The organism is Flavobacterium sp. B114r (genome assembly GCF_056824125.1).
This window is the reverse complement of record NZ_CP124858.1, coordinates 3,366,988-3,386,585: the sequence shown is the minus strand read 5'-3', so window position 1 is coordinate 3,386,585 and position 19,598 is coordinate 3,366,988. Positions and strand designations below refer to the sequence as shown.

The window sequence follows — 19,598 nt, the reverse complement described above, 5'->3', positions numbered from 1 at the left end:
CTTAGAAACTTAAAAAATCTATTTTCCAAAACTAAAATACTCTTCATCTGTTACACTCTCTAACCAGATTCCTTTTCCTTTGTCGATTTCTGTAATTATGCTAATGTGCGAGAATCGGCTAAAAGGTGTTGCACCATACCAATGTTCTATGCCAGGTAAAATTGTAATTACCTCATCTTTATGAAGCAGACGAATTGTAGCGCCTTTTTCCTGAAAATAACCTATTCCGTCAGTAGCGATAAATAATTGTAAACTTGCATTAATATGCCACTTGCATCTCGAACCGGGCTCAAAAGAAATTTCTTTAATAACCGTATTGTCCGGATGAATATTGCTGGTTTGTTTTTTATAAGAAACATCACCAGTCATGAAGGTATTCGGGATTTTTCCCTCTTCAATAGCAGAAGTATAAAGTGTTGACATAAAATAGATTTTTTGAGATTGGATTTTTATTTAAATAAGATCTAATAAAACCGTTAATTAATACTTAGATCTCGCCAGACAACACTACTACTGTAATTATTTAAAGTTATTGTATTGTTCGTCTGTTACTGGTTCAAGCCAGTCTACAATACCTTTTTCGGTATTGGTACTTATAGCAATATGAGTAAATTCACTTTCTGGAGAAGCTCCATGCCAATGTTTTACTTCAGGCTGAATATTGACTACATCGCCCTCTTGCAGTAATTGAATTGGTTTTCCATCTTCCTGATAATATCCTGTTCCTTGTGTTACGATCAGGATTTGTCCGCCGGGATGTGTATGCCAATTATTTCTTGCTCCGGCTTCGAAAACTACATTACCAACAGCAGTATTTAAAACGGGATCATTGGGAACGAGCATTTTTACCCACGCTTTTCCTGTAAAGTAATCTGCCGATGCTAAATCTCCTTTTGGGAAAATGGTTTCGTTTAATTGATTTTTTGTTGCTTTCATAATTATTTGTTTTTAATATCAGTGCCAGAAACTAAATTAGAAAGCTAGAATGCGCTTTATAGAAGTTGTATTTAGTTAGCGAAAAACCGATAAGTAGTTAATACTAATTATTTCACGGCAAAATTACTTTAGCAATGACAATCAGAAATAACGATAATCAAACAAAAAATTAAGAATATGAAACAATTTTACATTCTTAACGATTTGGGAATTGTTCCGGTAAGTCTTTTGAAATAATTATTAAAATAGCTTGGATATTCAAAACCCAGTGAATATCCTATATCTGCAATACTCCAATCAGTATGTTGCAGCAATGCTTTGGCTTCGCCAATGATTCTTTCGGTAATATGTGCCGTGGTAGATTTTCCTGTAATTTCTTTTACTGAACGGTTTAAATGATTTACATGTACAGCAAGACTTTGTGCATAATCCTGAGGCGTTTTTAATACTAAAGGCTCATTTTTTGTTTCTATTGGAAATTGTCTTTCCAATAATTCAAGAAATAAAGAGGTAATTCTGGAAGAAGCATTTTTATGTTTAAAGAAATTTTCTGTAGGTTGCATTTTCATCGATTCATGCAAAATCAAATTGATATAATTACGGATTAAGTCATCCTTAAAAACATAATCGGTTTCTTGTTCTTCTATCATTTTCCTGAACAATGAATCTATAAACACTTTCTGATCAGTTGATAAGGCAAAAATTGGTGTTCCGCCAATTTTAAACAAAGGAGATTCATGTAGACTTTCAGAACGATCATTAGCTTTTAAAAACTCTTCGGTAAAAACGCATGCATATCCGTGAAAAACCGATGAAATAATTTCCCAGGAATATGGAATATGTGGATTTCCAAAGAATAATATTGTGCCATCAGTTTCTATACCACGATCTGCATAATGAATCAAACTTTTACTCGTGTTAATGCAAATCTTGTAGAAATCCCTACGATTATAGGTCGGAATTTTACTTATATCTTCATTTACTTCGTACACTTTAAAGCCTTTCAGTTTTAAATCGTTAATACCAAGTTCCGCAGCCTGAGATTCTAATTGATCTTTCATATTGCAAAGTTATGAAAATCAAACAAACAATATCGTTTCAGGTTTCAAGTTTTTTTAGTTTCAGGTTTCAGGTTTCAGGTTTGAAATGAGAATAAAAAATTAACCATAGAGTTACACAAAGTTTTCTATAGTAGATTGTCTTGACAAACACAAAGAACGCAAAGCTTTGTCAATTAACTTAGCTAACTTTCTATTTTAAAATTGTAAAAATAGTATAAGACTTTGAGTCTTTGCGCGATTAAAAAAGACTTTGTGTAACTTCTGTGGTAAAAATAATATGCTTTAAGTTTCACGGCAATGTATAGAAAACCTGAAACAAAATAAACCCGTAAAAAATTGTTTAATTATACCAATCGGTATATATTTGCATTTAAATTTACCAATCATGAGTAAAGCTGAAAAAACAAAGCAATTTATTATCGAAAAAACTGCCCCTCTTTTTAATATGAAAGGATACAGCGGAACTTCGATGAGCGACATTACCACCGCTACAGGGCTTACAAAAGGGAGTATTTATGGTAATTTCGAAAATAAAGATGAAGTTGCTATCGCCGCCTTTAAGTTTAATGTAAAAAAACTTCAGGATACTTTTGCAAGAGAAATTGAAAAGCAAACTACTTTTAAAGATAAATTACTGGTTTATCCCCGACTCTATTCTGATTATTCTGATTTAAGATTAACACAGGGAGGCTGCCCAATTATTAATACAGCCACAGAAGCTGATGATACTCATCCTGTTCTTAGAAAAAAAGTCGAAAACACTATTCTGGCCTGGAAAAATAAATTAGTCTACTTTATTGAACAGGGAATTATTGCAGGAGAATTTAAAGCCAAAGAGATCGATCCTGAAAAAACGGCATTGACTATAATTGCTATTATCGAAGGAGCTGTAATGATTTCTAAAATAACCGGCAACTTATCTAATTTATCTACTATTATGCTTTCGCTTAATAGGATTATTGATGATCTGGAATAACATTTTTTCACAATAAAATATACCAATTGGTATAATAAATAATCTAATATAGATCAAAACAAAATGGAAACAAAAACAAGATTACAAGTATTACAAGATCACATTGACGGAGAATTTACTGCGTCACCGTCGCCCTTTATGCTCTGGATGAAACCTATAGTAGTTGCTGCCGAAGAAGGTACAGTTACTTTTAAATATTTGGTTCGCGAAGAAATGTCTAATCCTGTCAAGAGTTTGCATGGCGGCGTAACGGCTGCAATTGCTGATGATTGCATTGGAGCTACGATGTTTTCTCTTCATGAAGAAACTTTTTATACTACAATTAATCTTGTTGTTGATTATTTTGCTCCTGCTTTTGTTGGTGATACGATTATTGCCAAAACAGCGATCATTAGAAAAGGAAAACAAATCGTAAATGCACAATGTGAAATCTGGAACAAAGATCAAACCAGATTAATTGCAAGAGCAACTTCTAATCTTCTTAAAACCAATATTATCAAAAAAGAATTGTAAATATTTATAACACAAATTCTGTCGGTTTTCATATAAATCTATGAGTGAATAATTTTTTACGCAGATTAAGCAGATTTTTAAAATCAGTAGCTGTGATTTTTAAACACATACAAACATAGATTTTGTAAACTTAAAAAAAGGCGTTTCACTTTACATCAATTCACATAGCTATGTGAAAGAAACGTATTTCTTTTTGACACCTCTTTATTTCTATATAACCTATGTTTCTATGTGTTTAAAATTTTACGCATTACTGCCTAATATTTAAATATTTTTTTTTTATTAAAAATATACCAATCGGTATAAAAAAATTATTATGACACCATTACACCGAAAACTACTTATTTTCACAGTCATTCTGGCTGCGATTATGGAATTGATTGATATATCGATCGTAAACGTAGCGTTGTCTCACATGAGCGGAAACCTAGGCGCAACGCTGGAAGATACTTCTTGGGTAATTACTGCTTATGCTATTGCAAACGTAATTATTATACCTATTACAAGCTTTTTGAGTGCCAACCTTGGTCGACGAAATTATTATATTGGATCTGTTATTCTCTTTACTTTCTGTTCTTTTATGTGCGGACATTCTTCGAATATCTGGATGCTGGTATTTTTCAGGTTTTTTCAGGGAATTGGCGGTGGTGCCTTATTGTCAATATCTCAGGTTGTAGTTTTCGAGCTTTTTCCAAAAGAGAAACAATCGACAGCAGGAGCATTATTTGGAGCAGGAATTTTCATAGGCCCCACAATAGGACCTACTCTTGGTGGTTATATTACCGAAAACTATGATTGGCCGTGGATCTTTTTGATCAATGTGCCAATTGGGATTCTTGTAATGATTTCTTGTTATTTTCTATTAAGAGAACCTGCTGTTAAACCTGAAATAACCAAAGTCGACTGGACTGGAATTGCTTTATTAGCAATTGGAGTTGGCGCATTACAAACTGTTTTAGAAAGAGGCGAAGTCGAAGATTGGTTCGAAACCAGATACATTATTGCACTGACTATTATCGCAATTTCTACATTATTAACGTTCATTTATTGGGAACTGACAATCGAAAAGCCGGTTGTGAATCTTAGGGTGCTAAAAAGCAAGTCCTTAAGTATAGCAGCAATTCTAACCTTTGTAACGGGATTTGGTATGTTTATTTCGATATATATCACTCCGGTTGTGGCACAACGCCTTTTGAGTTTTTCTCCTTATCAAACCGGATTGCTTTTACTTCCGGGAGCTTTAATGGCTTTACTGGCTTTAAAATTATGTGGTACATTATTACAAAAAGGAGTTTCTCCTGTTTTAATTATTGCTACGGGATTTCTATTGTTTATTTATTTTAATTGGAGAATGTCCGGAATGACTTTAAACACAAGTGCTTCTGAGGTGGCAACTTCTCTTATTTTTCGTGCCTTAGGTATGGCGTTACTAACTGTTCCGCTTACAATGCTGGCTGTTTCGTCTCTTGATGACAAAGATGTCGGTCAGGGTGCAGCACTTAACAATATGATGCGACAATTGGGCGGTTCTTTTGGCGTTTCGATCATTAATACCTATGTTGCGCACCGATTTTATGCACATCGAAATGAACTTGTTTCAAATATTACGTCCTATAATATAACCGCCGTGGATAGAATAAATGCCTATACAAAATACTTTCAAAACAAAGGTTTTGCTTATAATGAAGCAAAACTAAAAGCACTTAAATTAATGGAAAATGTCGTACTGAAACAATCTTCTTTATTGAGTTACAGAGATGCCTTTTTTCTTGTTGGGTTGTTTTTTGTGGTGACATTACCGCTCCTTTTATTTGTAATGAGCAAATCGAAAAAACCAAAAACGAATATGATTATTTCAGATCATTAAATTATTTAAACACATAAAAATATAAATTAAAGATTGTAATAGATGTCACCCCGCTGGGGTTTTATGGAACCTAATTAATATTTTTCTATAAATATGACATCCCGCTGGGATTTATTTGCCCTGTCTATTAATGATAACGAAGCATTATATTGACAATAAATTAATCGTTAGTATTGGCAGAACTTCTAGGATTATCATATTAATGGAAAATGTCGTTCTAAAACAATCTTCTTTATTGAATTACAGGGATGCTTTCTTTTTTATTGGATTGTTTTTTGTGGTGCCATTACCGCTCCTTTTATTTGTAATGAACAAATCGAAAAAACCAAAAACGAATATGATTATTTCAGATCATTAAATTATTTAAACACATAAAAATATAAATTAAAGATTGTAACAGATGTCACCCCGCTGGGGTTTTATGGAACCTAACTACTAATTTTCTATAAATATGACATCCCGCTGGGATTTACTTGCCCTTTATATTAATGGTAACGAAGCATTATATTGACAATAAATTAATCGTTAGTATTGGCAGAACTTCCAGGAGTATCATATTAATAGAAAAATATCATAATCTATATTAAAATTCCAGAGGAGCGATATATTTATAGAAAACAGATACAGCATTTCGTTAAAGCTCCAGCGGAGCAACATATTTATAGAAAACAGCAAATATTCTTATCAAAGCTCCAGAGGAGCGATATATTTATAGAAAACAGATGCAGCATTTCGTTAAAGCTTCAGCGGAGCAACATATTTATAGAAATCAGCAAATATGCTTATCAAAGCTCCAGAGGAGCGATATATTTACAGAAAACAGATACAGCATTTCGTTAAAGCTCCAGCGGAACAACATATTTATAGAAATCAGCAAATATTCTTATTAAAGCTCCAGAGGAGCGATATATTTATAGAAACAGATACAGCATTTCGTTAAAGCTCCAGCGGAGCGACATAAATTTTACAAACTATTTCTTCTGATTAACATTCAAAATACCAGACTTTAATCCTTTCGCGGAAGCCGATAAAGCTACTTCATTTCACTTTCCTTTTTTTGTGTATCGTATAAATGTCCTAATGAAAAATGCCAATCTTTGTCGATTAAAATCAATTCTCTATCTGATTTATTTTGAGCCAATGAACTAAAAGTGACTAATAGAATAAAATACAAAAAAGTTTCTTTGTGAGAAATAGTTTTCATAAGTAATGCAATTAGATAGTGCGATAAAAATATGTCTTTTAAACGAAATAAATTAATAGACTTTTATCAAAATCTGATCGTCAGTTGTATCATTACCAAGTCTTTTTTGAAAATAGAACGTATTATTTTCACCTTAAATATTCTTCTAATTTTTCTCTTTTACTAATTGAATTACAAGCAAATAAATTGCTTTGTTAAAATTTAGAATCATTCTAATGCCTCTCTTTTATTAAATTATTTTGTTTTGATGTAATTTTATATTGAAAATTAACTTAAACAAAAAAAATATTACAATTATGAGTGTTATTAAAGATGAAAATAAACTTATTAGCACCATTAAACGTGTCGATCAAAAAATCGACAAACTTAATGATCAAAAGATCATTGCCTTTTTTGAAGCTCTGGGTTTAACAGAAAGAGAGGATATTCCTAAAAATTTCCTCGAATGGGAGACTATACTTATTGTCGTTCCGGATCGCCATATATCGCACGAATTAAAATATTACAAATATTCGATTGCAAGACTTTCTTTCGTCACAAATCCGAATGCACAGGAAATTCATGTTTTCGATTTTAATGAATGGAAAAATGTTACCCGAAATAAAACGCAATTTCAGATTAGAGAAATGCTGAAAACAACTTTTGGCGGTGTTCGGGATCATTCAGACAGACTAAACTGAGGTTATTGGTTTGTATCTCGTTTTTCTTGTTGATCATCTTTGTCAAAATTTAAAATTTTGACAAAGATTCCTAATCCTAGTCTATTTTAATTTCAAAAATCCTGACAAATTTTTGCTCTAATTTCTTCCACTTTCTTTCCTCTTTCCATCTCGAATAGAAAATAATTATAAGCATAAACAAACTTACAATTGTAGTTGCCTTTCTAAGTCCTCTTCCAAAAAAAAGGAAAAATACATTTAGTGCTATCAGAAAAACTACTGGAGAAAATCTTACCCAAAGCAACTGAAACTTGCTGTTAGGTTCAATAACATAGCTTATTTTAAGCACATTATTGACATTCTTGTATTTTCCTCTTATTATAAAATAAGTTGGTGATGTTGGTGAATTTAAAGTCAGACGAAAACTTTTATCATCAAAAAGTCCATAAAAAGGCTTTGTTCCGCCAAATCGGGGAAATATTCTAAGCAAATTTAATTCTGCTTTTAGAGAACCTATTTCTGTATTATCCTTTAATCTTGTTCTAAATTCAGATAAACTGAGCCTTGATTCCATTGAGCCATTTTATTTTGAAAGCAATGTTACATTTTTTTAATGAGTTCTTTTACTCTTGAAAGAATATAATTGGCTTTTTCGTCAAAAACAACCATATCAAAATCGCCGCTTCCTTCTACAAAATGTCCTTCTTTTTTAGTATCAGAATATACCTTTTCGAAATACAGATCACGTTTCTTTATCCAGTCTAATTGTTCTTTTTTTAATTTTGATTGCTCTTTAGAACTTAATTTAAGTTTTAGGTTCTTATAGGAAACATTCAGCAAACTATCTGAATCATTGTAATACTCAATGGCACAATTCTTCATTCCGTTTCCGCTGTCCAGACATTTCTGATAAGAAGTTTTCAATATACTGACTGTTTCCATTGTTTGCGCATTACAATTGAACGAAAACAGTATAAAGAATAATAGTATCGATTTTTGAATCATGATTTATTTTTAATATTTAATTTATTACATTTTGTTCGAAAACATATTTATTAGATTTTCTCTTTTATTTGGATCTACGCAATTCCATTGAGCCATAAACAGCTCCCATCGCTTCAAAAACTTCATTTTGATTTTCGGTTTGCGTCCAGCCTTTTTTCGAAAGTTCAGATCGTACTTCTTCTCCGGTTTTCCCCTTTATAAAATGATAATTACAAAAATCTAAAACTTCAGTCGGAATTTTCCTTAATTGATAAGATGCTATTATTGAAATTAGCTTTAAGTAGGCTACAAAATAAGTTAATACTAACTGTAAGCCCCAGCTTAAAACCAATCCTATCCAACCTGTATTTAAGGTTTTAATGGTCAATCCTTGCAAAAGCCTAATTTCTATAAATTGTAAAAAATTAATTCCTTCTAAGCTGTTTTCCCTTAAAATAATTTCATATTGAAAATATTGATTCGAAAAATAGGTTAAAAAAACCATTCCATACAATAAAAAGCGAATTTTAGCCAACTCTGTAAAATTTGACCATTGAATCAGATACTTTAATGAAAAAGCAATTGCCAATCCTACTAATACCTCAAACAATCCAATCAAATAAATTCCGTACACAGAAATTTCTGCAATAACAAAACCAAGTCCTAAAGATATTAAAAGGCCTCCAATAACCAAAATTGAGAAATTTTTATTTCTGGGCGTAGTTGGCTCTGCCAGTTTTTCAGGAATGATATAATCATCCCAATTATTCTTCTTTTCAGTTTCTCTCTCCAGTTCATTTAAAGCTTCCCGATCAAACTCTTTTTCCGTCTCTTTAAAAACATGAATAAAGAGTCCTACTCTTTTAGAATTCCTCCCATTATCCCAGATTTCATTTCCTAAGGATTGACTTTGCACCACTACATTTCCATGATTAAAAGTAATTGTAATTGCTTCAGTCCACTTTTCAATTCCTAATGCCAGTTCTTTTCTTTTTGCTTCAACTGAATTGTCATCTTTAAAAACCACATCCCATCCCAATTTTAAAACTGCCTTTTCTACAATAGGAATAAAAACAATTTTACTCAAAGAGGTACGAAATTCTTCTCTATACTTGGGCGTCCAGTTAAAGCTATGCTTTCTTTTAATTGTCCTTTCGTAACTCTTTAATTTTTCTTCCATAGTTTTTCAGATTCTAAATCCTCTCTTGCAATTGTATCAACTTATTATAACTCTATTTCAACTTTATTGTGCCTCTAACAAACTTTTAATCTTTTCATTCAATGCATTACCATGAATGTTTTTAGCTAAGATAATTCCGTTTTTGTCGATCAAAAAGTTTAATGGTACTGATTGAAGTTTATAATCCCCTACAACAGGAGAATTCCAATATTTCAAGTCACTAACATGTGTCCACGTCAATTTTTGTTTTGCGATTGTAGCTAACCAAAGTGACTTTTTAGTATCCATCGAAACGCTGTAGACAGAGAACTTACCTGTATAGGTATTGTTTAGTTTTATCAATTCCGGTTGTTCCTTAATACAAGGTCCGCACCATGAAGCCCAAAAGTCAATTAAAACTAAATCTCCTCTGAGAGAAGAAAGCGCCACATTATTTCCTTTTGTATCGGGCAAATCTATTTCAGGAGCAATATTACCAACATCAGTTCCTACGACCTGGGCCGTTGAAGTTGTTGTTATACAAAATAAAAATCCTAGAATAAGTAAAGTTTTTTTCATAGTTGGGTTAAAGTTATTTATTTGGGGGCATTTTAGTCTTGTAATCCCGATGGACATCAGTATTGCGAGATTAATTCTTCACAAGCAAATATAAATTTTCTTTATTAAAATCCTCCACTGTTTCATACAACTTCCTTCTCCTTGATCTTAAATTTTTGCTAAATATCTTTCTTTAAATTGACATATCGGGAAAAGTCGATATATTTACACCATGGAACATCTAGAAATTTTTAAAGCACTCTCTAATAAGTCCAGATTGCAAATGTTGGAATGGCTAAAGGAACCTGAAATAAACTTTCCGGATCAATTGCAGCATGCAGGATTTGAGCACGGAGTTTGTGTGGGACAAATACAAGCCAAAGCCGGCTTAACGCAATCGACAGTTTCTGAATACCTGTCTATTCTACAACGTGCAGGATTTATAGAATCTAAACGCGTTGGTCAATGGACTTACTATAAACGCAACGAAGGTGCCTTTGAAGCACTCAGTAAATTAATTCAATCTAATTTGTAAATTACTATGAGTACAAACAACCTGTTTTCGCCATTTAACTTAAAAACGTTAAATCTTAAAAATAGAATCGTAATGGCGCCAATGACGCGCTCATTTTCTCCAAACGGAGTTCCAACTGATGATGTAGCTTCTTACTACCAAAAAAGAGCTGAAGGTGAAGTTGGATTAATATTATCTGAAGGAACTGTTATTGACAGAGCTTCTTCATCAAACGACGCTAATGTTCCTCATTTTTACGGCGAAGCTGCTTTAAATGGATGGAAAAAAGTGATCTATGAAGTTCATGCTGCCGGAGGTCAAATGGGACCACAAATCTGGCATATGGGAATTATGGACAATCACCATTCAGGATGGGTTCCACCAGTTCCTTTTGAAGGACCTTCCGGATTAAACCGACCTGATTTTAGAAATGGTGTTACTATGTCTGAAAAAGATATTGAAGACACTATTATTGCTTTCGGAAAAGCTGCTGCTGATGCTAAAAGACTAGGTTTTGATACGATCGAAATTCACGGAGCACATGGTTATTTAATCGATCAGTTCTTTAGAGCTGAAACTAATTTACGTGATGATATTTATGGTGGGAAAACGCTGCCGGAACGTAATCGTTTTGCTATTGAAGTAATTAAAGAAATCAGAAAACAGGTTGGGAATGATTTCGCTTTAATTATGCGATTTTCTCAATTCAAACCTTCTGACTACAACTATAAACTAGCTAAAAATCCACAAGAATTAGAAGCCTGGCTTACGCCGCTTGTTGATGCCGGGGTTGACATTTTGCACTGTTCTCAACGTAGATTCTGGGAGCCTGAATTTGAAGAATCTGATTTGAACTTTGCTGGTTGGGCTAAAAAAGTTACAGGGGCACCAACTATTACTGTAGGTTCTGTTGGTCTCTCGGGAGATTTCTTTGGTGCATTTGCAGGAGAAAGTTCTCAACCAACATCTCTTGAAGAATTAAACAGACGTTTTGACAGAGGTGATTTTGATTTAGTTGCCGTTGGAAGACCTCTTTTATCTGATCCTAACTGGGTGGCTAAAATTAAAGCCGGTAAAACAGATGAATTGAAAGGTTTTAGCAAAGAGGCTTTGGGAGCTTTAGTGTTAGAATAAGTTTTTAAAAAAGGTTCAAAGGAACAGAGGGACAAAGTTTTTCTGATTGAACTAAAATATAAAAAGGGATAAGCTTAATTGTTTATCCCTTTTATTTTACACAAACTTTTCGGTATCTATATCTTACAGGCCTACTTCTGTCTGTATACGCAAATTGCCCACAGATAAAACGGGTTGTACGGATGAAACACTTATTCAAAATCATCTTTATCGTCTGATTCAAAAAAATCATTTGGATCAAAAGGAATATCATCATCGGGATCTTTGTCGTGCGCATTTACACCTGGCGGATTGAATAATCCCTAACTGTCTTTAATATAATTCCATTGATCAAAACTGGCAACCCAATCAATAAACAGTAAGCGAAATTCATCAATAGTGCTTCTCAACAAATCGATATAATCATTATCTGTAATGCCTTCTTCAAAACGTAAACTACCTGCCTGAACATATAATTCTCTTGCGGCCTTTCGAATAATAGCCGCATTTTCCATTCTTAGATCCTATACATCTGCTGCTTCTGCACCGGCAATTTTTACAGGAATAATCATTGCATTTTCACGCATAAACTGGACAGTTGTTTCTTGTAAAAATTCATTATCCGGTGGAATAATCTGGACAAGTCCTTCTGTAAGTTTAAAAATTTGTTCTGCCTTTATATAAATTGGTATTCTATCAGTGTTGTCTGGATTTGACATTTTTTTTTTTGCAAATAAATTTAAAACATTAATAAATACAAATAATAAGAAGTTCTTTTCCTCATTTCTTCAAATGCTTCCAAAATCTTTCTAATCTTTGTAATCTGTGGCAAAAAATGCTCTTAAACTCTTAGTTTTATTTTTTGTTTGTCGATATACCTTGCGTAGATGCACTGCTGTGCATCTCTACGATTATACATATCTACAATTGTCTACTTTTTTTAAATTGTTTATTTCTACATGAAACTATAAATACAAAAGGGATGAAAACATGAAAGTTCATCCCTTTTCTGAATATCTATAACTAACAAAATTTTAGAAATTCAAGATCTTTCTGTAGTTCAAAGAGACGAAGTTTTTCCTTTGAACCTCTGAGCCATTGAACCTCTGAACTTTATTTTAAGAAATTTTTCTTTTTTGAAATTTATTCTGAAGCCAATTACGCACTGGTTCATCGTAGAATTTCAAACATAAATACGCTATTGTGATACTGGAAATTAAAACTCCAATTCCAATCAGGTAACCGTCTTTTAGAGGAACTTTATTATCGATTACCCAAGCTGTATACCAGTAAATTAGTGGGTAATGTATGATATAAATTGGATATGAAATATCTCCCAATGCTTTGCATATTTTAACCGAAACTGCATTTTTTATTTCGCCTCCTGCTCCAATGGCAACAATTAATGGGAAAAAGAAAATAATCACAATTGATTCATATAAACCATTCATCCATAAAGTGTTTTCGTCTCCAATTCTTGGTATCGAAAAAAGAACTACAATTAAAATACTGCAAACCCAGAAAGCTCCTTTTATATGAATTAACTTTCCTAAACGTGAAAGCAAAACTCCTGCAAAAAATGGATATAATAAACGGGTAAAACCAACATTCATTTGCTCTAAGTTTAAAGACCAGCCGCCAATAACATCTCCTTTTGGTCCAAAAACGGTATAATTAACCAGCATTGCTGCGAATATAAAAACAAAGATTCCTAAAACCTTATTCGAGAATTTACGAAAGAACAAGGCATACAAAATATTAGCAATATATTCGAAAAAAAGTGACCATGCAGGTCCGTTGAGCGGATGCATTTCGCCCCAGCCTCTGATTTCCATCGATGGCGGAATTGGCAGTAATGTAAACCCAATTATCATTGTTAAAATCACTTTCCAAGGTGCCATTCCTGCAATTTGCGGAAAAACATCTGATGCCTGAAAATAGTAGAAAATGGCTCCAATAATCATTCCCATAATGACCATTGGCTGCAAACGAATTAAACGTCTTTTATAAAATTCCCATTGGGTTAACTTTCCCCAGCGATCATCATAAGCATATGCTACAACAAATCCGGATAAGAGAAAAAAGAAATCGACAGCCAGGTAACCGTGATTAATAATTTGTTTAAATCGGCTTCCTTCATTAAAGGCTTCTAAAATATGAAAGACAACTACTAAGATAGCAGCTACTCCCCGCAAACCGTCTAAAATTTCATAATGTTTTTTTGGTTTAATATCAACAGAAATTGAACTCATGTTTTTTTTTGTGGTTAAAGGTTAGTTGTTTTTTTGGTATTAGCTAAAATAATATATTTTCTAAACAATCTCAGTTTTGTTAAGATAGATTAACTGCAAAGTTCACAACGTTTTTTGCGAAAAAATGTAAGGAAGAATTTTAAACAAAGTATAAAATAATCTCATCATCTATTTGCTCAATTACTGATGACTTTTAAGCCATTCTAATCTGCGTTGATCCGGTAAATGTGTTACCTTAAAATTTTCGAATTTAGCTTCGAAACCTTTTCCGTCTGGTGATGCGGCCATTAAACCAACCATAACTGGTGTGTTGTCCTGCAACGGCGCATTTCTGGTCATAATATAATTTTTGTCATCATAAGAAAAGAAAACCTCAACGGCATCTAATCTTCTCACGACTTTTATCCATACAAATGGCGGTGCTTTTTCTAAAGTAGTCACACTCCAATCGCTTTTATCATGCGTCACAACTGTACTGATATTAAATTTTCCATCAACAAATTCAACTCCCGTTTTAATGTAGTTTTTTTCATCGATACGAAGCATTAATCCCATTTGGTCAAAACGGGCAATATAGTTGCCGGTTAATTTTACTTTAGCTTCAAATTCCCCTCCATAAGTCGCAAAATAAAATGGGGCATCATCTACGGTAAATCCGTAATGTGAAATACGCCAATAGTCACTGTTGGCTGTGACATTCATGATTAAAGCATTATTTTTAATTTCCCATTTTTCAGGTTCATTAAACCATTGCATTTTATTTAAAGTCTGCGCCGAAAGATTTTGCGCCAAAAACAAGGTCATAACGCTAAGTACAATTTTTCTCATTTAAATTAATTTAACAATTAATATCTTTTTTGAACCATTAAGAGATTAAGAAAATTAAGTTACAATGCTTAATCGTTCAGAATGTCTTAATGCTTTTTTTAAGCTTAGTAACCACAAAGCTTAATGAAACTTAAAATCTTAATGATACATACTTTTTTAGTCCAGTAACCATAAAGCTTAATTTTCTTAATCTCTTAATGGTAAAATCATTTTAAAAGTAAAGCTGCAAATTTTTACACTTGCAGCTTTACAACCAACCAATTTAGAAATAATGAAATTATTTAAGTGAGAACCCCACTTTAGATTTTATATCTGTAGAAGATGCCCCAACGATTGCTTCAAAAGCTCCCGGTTCAGCAACCCAGTCGTGTTTTTTATCATCAAAAAAGCTTAATGCTGTTTTATCTACTGTAAAAGTTACTGTTTTTTCTTCTCCTGCTTTAAGCGCAATTTTCTCAAATCCTTTTAATTCTTTTATCGGACGTGGTAATGAAGATTTTAAATCACTGATATAAAGCTGTACTACTTCTGAACCTTCTCTTGATCCTGTATTTTTTACTTTAACAGAGAATGTAATTTGATCTCCAACAGTCATTTGTTTTTTGTCTGCAGTTACTTTTCCATATTCAAAAGTCGTATAACTTAAACCATGACCAAAAGAGAATAATGGTTTAGCTTTTTGTTTGTCTGCCCAACGGTATCCAACAAAAATGCTTTCATTGTATTTTACTTCGTCTCCACCAGGAAATTCTCCTAATGCATGAGCTCCGTTATCTGCTAATTTTACAGGAAAAGTAAAAGATAATTTTCCTGAAGGATTTACATCTCCAACCAAAACATTAGCCAACGCACTTCCTGCTTCTGTACCTAAAAACCATCCTTGTACAATTCCCGGAACTTCTTTTACCCACGGCATCGCCACAGCATTTCCTGAAATATTTACAAAAACCACATTTTTATTTACTTTAACCAAGTCAGCAATTAATTTATCCTGACCGTATGGTAAACCCAGTTCTTTACGATCATGTCCTTCTGCATCCTGATTATCACTTTTATTCAAACCTCCAATAAAAAGAACAATATCAGCGTCTTTAGCTATTTTTAAAGCCTCAGCAGATAATTCTGCAGGAGAACGTTTTTCTTCTAAACTTACTTTTGCTATTACTCCATTATACTCACTTGTTGGATCTCCAACATAACCACGAGCGTAAACGATTTCAGCCTGGTTTCCAATTCTTTTCTTTAATCCTTCAAGTGGCGTAATTTCATATCTTGCTTTAAGCGAAGAACTTCCTCCACCTACAGTCATCATTTTGATTGCATTTTCACCAATAACTGCGATTTTCTTTGTTTTAGAAAGGTTAATTGGTAAAATATTATTGTTGTTTTGTAGCAATACAATTCCTTCTTCGGCTATTTTACGGCCAGCATCTGCATGCTCTTGTGTTCCAAAAGAACCAAAAGGTCTGTTTCTGTCCATTGTAGTTAAGAAAGACAAACGTAAAATACGACGTACTTTTTCGTCTAATTCTTTAGTTCCAACCTGACCTCTGGCGATCATATTAGAATATGGTTTTGCCAGGTAATAACTGTCGTAAGCATTGCTCGCACCTTCAGTAAGTCCGTTTGTCCATGAACCAAACTCCATGTCCAAACCGTTATGAATTGCTTGTTTTGTATCATTAACTCCTCCCCAATCTGACACTACAACTCCTTTGAAACCCCATTCTCCGCGAAGAATATCATTCAATAAAAATTCGTTGTGGCAACATTGCTGTCCTTTGTATTTGTTGTATGAACCCATAATAGCCCACGCATCACCTTCCTGAACGGCAGCTTTAAAAGCCGGTAAATATATTTCGTATAACGCACGATCATCAACAATTACATTTACTGAGTTACGTTTTGTTTCCTGATTGTTTAAAGCGAAATGTTTTACACATGCAGCAACTCCATTGGCCTGAACACCTTTAATATAAGGAACAACCATTTTTGCAGCTAAGAAAGGATCCTCGCCCATGTATTCGAAGTTACGTCCGTTTAATGGCGTTCTGTAGATATTAACTCCTGGCCCTAACAATACGTTTTTGTTACGATAACGAGCTTCTTCTCCAATCGATTTACCATATAAAGCTGATAACTCTTTGTTCCAGGTTGCAGAAAGTGCTGTAAGAGCCGGAAATGCAATACAAGAATCATTTGTCCAGCCAGCCTGATCCCATTCGTCCCATTTTACTTCAGTACGAATTCCGTGTGGTCCGTCAGTCATCCAGTTTTCAGGAATCCCTAAACGTGGTACACCTGGTGAACTGAATTTTGACTGCGCATGAATCATGGCAATTTTCTCGTCGGTTGTCATTCTTTTAAGAGCATCTTCTACACGCTCATTAATTGGCTTTTTATCATCTAGATAAACCGGAACTTTATTCTGTGCATTCACACCGATAGAGCTCAACAAAAGTAAAACAACAATTGTTTTAACGTTTTTAAACATAACTATTAATTTATTAAAGCATTTAATATACAATATAAAAGGGATTATAAAAACGTATAACCCTTTTAATAATACCGTAAAGCTAAAACGTTATAGTTCGTTTTGAATTTTTAAACGAAAAAAAGTAGTAAAACAAAAAATCAAGTATTTGATTTACAGATATTTAATTAAAAATATGCCCCGAAAAAAGTAGTGATTTTAAAATAAAAAACTACACTTTTAATGATATTAAACCAATTTTAATGACCATTTCTTCAAAATCATTTCTCGAAACTGCAGCTTTATTTCGGGCTCTAGTACGATAATTATAAATTGTGCTTAAAGAGTAACGAAGAAAGGCTGCGATCTTTACGCTGTCATTAATTCCTAATCTAATCAAAGCAAAAATCCGAAGTTCAGTGTTGAGTAATTCGCCCTGCTTTAAAACGATCTGTTCTTCCTTAATTAAAAGTGCATTGAAATCTTTGACGAAAGTGGGATATAAATTCAGAAAGATAATATCAAAATTTTTATACAATTCTTCGAGTTCATTATCAACCAAAGTAGTTGATTTTAGCATTTTATAAATCTCATCAAATTGTTTTGCATTCGCCTTTTTATTTAAAATAATGCGATAATTTTCCAACTTATTGATGTAAGTGGAACAAAGGCTGAAAAAGTGCGCTATATACTCTTCCTTAATATGATTGGATTCTGATAATTGCGCATTACGTTCCTGCAGCTGATTATTTGTTTCTGTAATATCTTTATTTAATTCGGCTAATTTCTGACTGGTTTCATAAAGTTCTCCTCTTATTTTAGAAACTTTTTTCATTTGTTTGTAAACGTAGATAACGGCTACGATCAAAAATGCCGAAAGCAGACTAATGCATAAAAGATACAATTGAAGTTCGGTTTTTCGCTGTGCTTCTCTTTCTAAATATACGGTATTGATAATCGAATAAACCTGTGACATTAAAAGCGTACGAAACTGAACATTGCAGTACAGTGCATCTTCGACAGCTGATTGCGTTAATTTATATGCCATATCAACATCGCCAATTTCATAAAAAACCTGTGCTAATTCCTGAAGCGATGCATTGTCTTTATTGGCATTTTTTAAATCTGAAGTGGCTGAAAGTGCATAATATTTTTTTCTTGGCTCGAGCTGATGTCTTTCTTCATAGATGCTTCCCAAAAGATAGGTAACCATAGCATATTGCGGATTATCTTCTTTGATGGTATTGAATAATTGCAACAATTGCTTCTCAGCAATGGCAAGCTTTTTCTGAGACATGACTTGTTGAATCTTTGTGATCTGATAGTTTAGTGTATTAGGTTCTAAAACTGTCAATAATGAATCACGGTATTTTCGTATTTGCTGAATGTACTTTACATCATAACTATTAGCAGCGTAATGTTCGAAAAACTCCCGATATGCTACGTAATAATTTTGAAGCAGGGATTTTGAAAGTGTTTTTTTATCTATGCTTTTTAACAATGCTTCAGATTCACGGTATTTTCCAGAAGAAGAATAAAGTGTTACGAGTTGCAGGTTCGCTAAATTTAGTAATTCCTGATCATGAAGTTCATTGGCGATTTTAAGGTTCTTTTTTACATAAAAAATAGCCGAATCTGAATTGAATTTTTGATATTCTGTATAAAGAGTTTTGTTGTAATTATACTCTTGCTCCTTGGTTAGATTTTCTGACTTTATTTTTTTAAAATTCAAAATACGTTCTTCTTTTAGACGAACATAATTGTCTTTATTTCTCAATGCATCATTTAGTTTTGCCAAAATAGTATCTGTACTATCCGATGAATAAACAGGATTTGCCAATAGAACTAAAAAACAAAGCAACAGATAATTTTTCAAACCAATTTGAGATATAATGAGATTTCACAAATATAAGAAAGTGTGAATACAAAAAATGATTTTTTTATAAGTCGCAAATTTTAAATTTCGTAACAAGTAAAAGAGACTTTAAAAAAACAAACACAAAGAAACCTCCTTACACCAATTGGATTTTTGTAAATTTGATTGTACTCAATTTCTATAATCTAAAAATACATCTACAAATGCCTCATTTTATCATTGATTGCTCAGAAAATGTAATTCGTCTAAAATCTGCAGAAGACATCATGCAGGATGTTTTTAACGCTGCATTATCAACTGATCTTTTTACGGAGTCTGAAATTAAAGTACGTATTAATCCCTTTGCGTATTATAACAACGGCAATTCCTTAAACGATTTTATTCACGTTTTTGCGTACATTATGGAAGGCCGAAATACAGATCAAAAAGCAAAACTCTCTAAGGCAATTGTTATTAAGCTGAATGAAGTACTTCCTGAAATTCCGGTAATTTCGATTAATATAAAAGATTTTGAAAAAGCGAGTTATTTTAATAAAACTATGATCTAAAAAATGACAACTCGAGTTTGTCATAAGCAGTAACGAATTTATTGCCACAGATTAAAGATTAAAAGTGATTTCACGTA

Annotated in this window: 22 protein-coding genes; 8 read left to right on the top strand and 14 right to left on the bottom strand. The window is 32.9% G+C overall.

Annotated features, from left to right (window positions below; genetic code table 11):
• Nucleotides 1-18: 18 nt before the first annotated feature.
• From QLQ94_RS14555 to QLQ94_RS14545, 3 genes are all read right to left on the bottom strand, one after another.
• Complete coding sequence (locus QLQ94_RS14555; protein ID WP_271337793.1) at nt 19-423, bottom strand: cupin domain-containing protein; 405 nt, start codon at nt 421-423, stop codon at nt 19-21.
• Between the two features lie 96 nt (nt 424-519).
• Nucleotides 520-936, bottom strand: coding sequence for a (R)-mandelonitrile lyase (locus tag QLQ94_RS14550; protein WP_427402298.1), 417 nt, complete (start codon nt 934-936; stop codon nt 520-522).
• Between the two features lie 188 nt (nt 937-1,124).
• Complete coding sequence (locus QLQ94_RS14545) at nt 1,125-1,997, bottom strand: helix-turn-helix domain-containing protein (protein ID WP_271337791.1); 873 nt, start codon at nt 1,995-1,997, stop codon at nt 1,125-1,127.
• A gap of 385 nt (nt 1,998-2,382) precedes the next feature.
• On the opposite strand from QLQ94_RS14545, the gene QLQ94_RS14540 reads away from it, so the two are divergent.
• The 4 genes from QLQ94_RS14540 (at nt 2,383) to QLQ94_RS14525 (ending at nt 5,711) form a co-directional block, all read left to right on the top strand.
• Nucleotides 2,383-2,973 carry a TetR/AcrR family transcriptional regulator gene (locus tag QLQ94_RS14540; RefSeq protein ID WP_427402297.1) on the top strand — a complete coding sequence of 197 codons (591 nt, stop codon included), beginning with the start codon at nt 2,383-2,385 and terminating at the stop codon, nt 2,971-2,973.
• 63 nt (nt 2,974-3,036) lie between these two features.
• A complete protein-coding gene (locus tag QLQ94_RS14535; RefSeq protein ID WP_271337787.1) occupies nt 3,037-3,486 on the top strand; it encodes a PaaI family thioesterase in 450 nt (149 codons plus the stop codon).
• Nucleotides 3,487-3,802: 316 nt separating this feature from the next.
• A complete protein-coding gene (locus QLQ94_RS14530; RefSeq protein ID WP_427402296.1) occupies nt 3,803-5,353 on the top strand; it encodes a DHA2 family efflux MFS transporter permease subunit in 1,551 nt (516 codons plus the stop codon).
• 130 nt (nt 5,354-5,483) lie between these two features.
• Nucleotides 5,484-5,711 (top strand): hypothetical protein, encoded by a 228-nt coding sequence (locus QLQ94_RS14525; protein WP_271337785.1) that lies wholly within the window; start codon nt 5,484-5,486, stop codon nt 5,709-5,711.
• Nucleotides 5,712-6,386: 675 nt separating this feature from the next.
• On the opposite strand, the gene QLQ94_RS14520 is transcribed toward QLQ94_RS14525, so the two are convergent.
• Nucleotides 6,387-6,557, bottom strand: a complete 171-nt coding sequence (locus QLQ94_RS14520) for a hypothetical protein (protein ID WP_427402295.1) — start codon at nt 6,555-6,557, stop codon at nt 6,387-6,389.
• 296 nt (nt 6,558-6,853) lie between these two features.
• Here QLQ94_RS14520 and QLQ94_RS14515 point away from each other — a divergent pair, with 296 nt between their 5' ends.
• Nucleotides 6,854-7,237, top strand: coding sequence for a hypothetical protein (locus QLQ94_RS14515; protein WP_271337782.1), 384 nt, complete (start codon nt 6,854-6,856; stop codon nt 7,235-7,237).
• A 76-nt stretch (nt 7,238-7,313) separates the two neighbouring features.
• Here QLQ94_RS14515 and QLQ94_RS14510 read toward each other — a convergent pair whose 3' ends face one another.
• The 4 genes from QLQ94_RS14510 to QLQ94_RS14495 form a co-directional block, all read right to left on the bottom strand.
• Nucleotides 7,314-7,790 (bottom strand): hypothetical protein, encoded by a 477-nt coding sequence (locus tag QLQ94_RS14510; RefSeq protein WP_271337780.1) that lies wholly within the window; start codon nt 7,788-7,790, stop codon nt 7,314-7,316.
• Nucleotides 7,791-7,816: 26 nt separating this feature from the next.
• Entirely contained in the window at nt 7,817-8,221 is a 405-nt protein-coding gene (locus tag QLQ94_RS14505) for a lysozyme inhibitor LprI family protein (RefSeq protein ID WP_427402294.1), read from the bottom strand.
• 64 nt (nt 8,222-8,285) lie between these two features.
• Entirely contained in the window at nt 8,286-9,380 is a 1,095-nt protein-coding gene (locus QLQ94_RS14500; protein ID WP_271337775.1) for a hypothetical protein, read from the bottom strand.
• A 63-nt stretch (nt 9,381-9,443) separates the two neighbouring features.
• On the bottom strand, nt 9,444-9,938 hold the full coding sequence (locus tag QLQ94_RS14495) for a TlpA family protein disulfide reductase (RefSeq protein WP_271337774.1): 495 nt from the start codon (nt 9,936-9,938) through the stop codon (nt 9,444-9,446).
• A gap of 211 nt (nt 9,939-10,149) precedes the next feature.
• On the opposite strand from QLQ94_RS14495, the gene QLQ94_RS14490 reads away from it, so the two are divergent.
• Entirely contained in the window at nt 10,150-10,452 is a 303-nt protein-coding gene (locus QLQ94_RS14490; RefSeq protein ID WP_271337773.1) for an ArsR/SmtB family transcription factor, read from the top strand.
• 6 nt (nt 10,453-10,458) lie between these two features.
• On the top strand, nt 10,459-11,565 hold the full coding sequence (locus QLQ94_RS14485) for an NADH:flavin oxidoreductase (protein WP_271337772.1): 1,107 nt from the start codon (nt 10,459-10,461) through the stop codon (nt 11,563-11,565).
• A gap of 302 nt (nt 11,566-11,867) precedes the next feature.
• Here the strand turns inward: QLQ94_RS14485 and QLQ94_RS14480 are convergent, their stop codons facing one another.
• From QLQ94_RS14480 to QLQ94_RS14455, 6 genes are all read right to left on the bottom strand, one after another.
• Nucleotides 11,868-12,059 carry a hypothetical protein gene (locus tag QLQ94_RS14480; RefSeq protein ID WP_482497580.1) on the bottom strand — a complete coding sequence of 64 codons (192 nt, stop codon included), beginning with the start codon at nt 12,057-12,059 and terminating at the stop codon, nt 11,868-11,870.
• A 9-nt stretch (nt 12,060-12,068) separates the two neighbouring features.
• Nucleotides 12,069-12,263 (bottom strand): hypothetical protein, encoded by a 195-nt coding sequence (locus QLQ94_RS14475; protein WP_482497579.1) that lies wholly within the window; start codon nt 12,261-12,263, stop codon nt 12,069-12,071.
• Between the two features lie 399 nt (nt 12,264-12,662).
• Nucleotides 12,663-13,796: an acyltransferase family protein gene (locus QLQ94_RS14470; RefSeq protein ID WP_271337768.1), complete on the bottom strand. Its 1,134-nt coding sequence runs from the start codon at nt 13,794-13,796 to the stop codon at nt 12,663-12,665.
• A gap of 180 nt (nt 13,797-13,976) precedes the next feature.
• Nucleotides 13,977-14,624, bottom strand: coding sequence for a DUF1349 domain-containing protein (locus QLQ94_RS14465; protein ID WP_271337766.1), 648 nt, complete (start codon nt 14,622-14,624; stop codon nt 13,977-13,979).
• 277 nt (nt 14,625-14,901) lie between these two features.
• Complete coding sequence (locus tag QLQ94_RS14460; RefSeq protein WP_482497577.1) at nt 14,902-17,118, bottom strand: glycoside hydrolase family 3 C-terminal domain-containing protein; 2,217 nt, start codon at nt 17,116-17,118, stop codon at nt 14,902-14,904.
• A gap of 211 nt (nt 17,119-17,329) precedes the next feature.
• Nucleotides 17,330-18,973 (bottom strand): DUF6377 domain-containing protein, encoded by a 1,644-nt coding sequence (locus tag QLQ94_RS14455; protein WP_482497575.1) that lies wholly within the window; start codon nt 18,971-18,973, stop codon nt 17,330-17,332.
• Nucleotides 18,974-19,176: 203 nt separating this feature from the next.
• Here QLQ94_RS14455 and QLQ94_RS14450 point away from each other — a divergent pair, with 203 nt between their 5' ends.
• Entirely contained in the window at nt 19,177-19,521 is a 345-nt protein-coding gene (locus tag QLQ94_RS14450) for a 5-carboxymethyl-2-hydroxymuconate Delta-isomerase (protein ID WP_271337763.1), read from the top strand.
• The last annotated feature ends 77 nt before the right edge of the window (nt 19,522-19,598 follow it).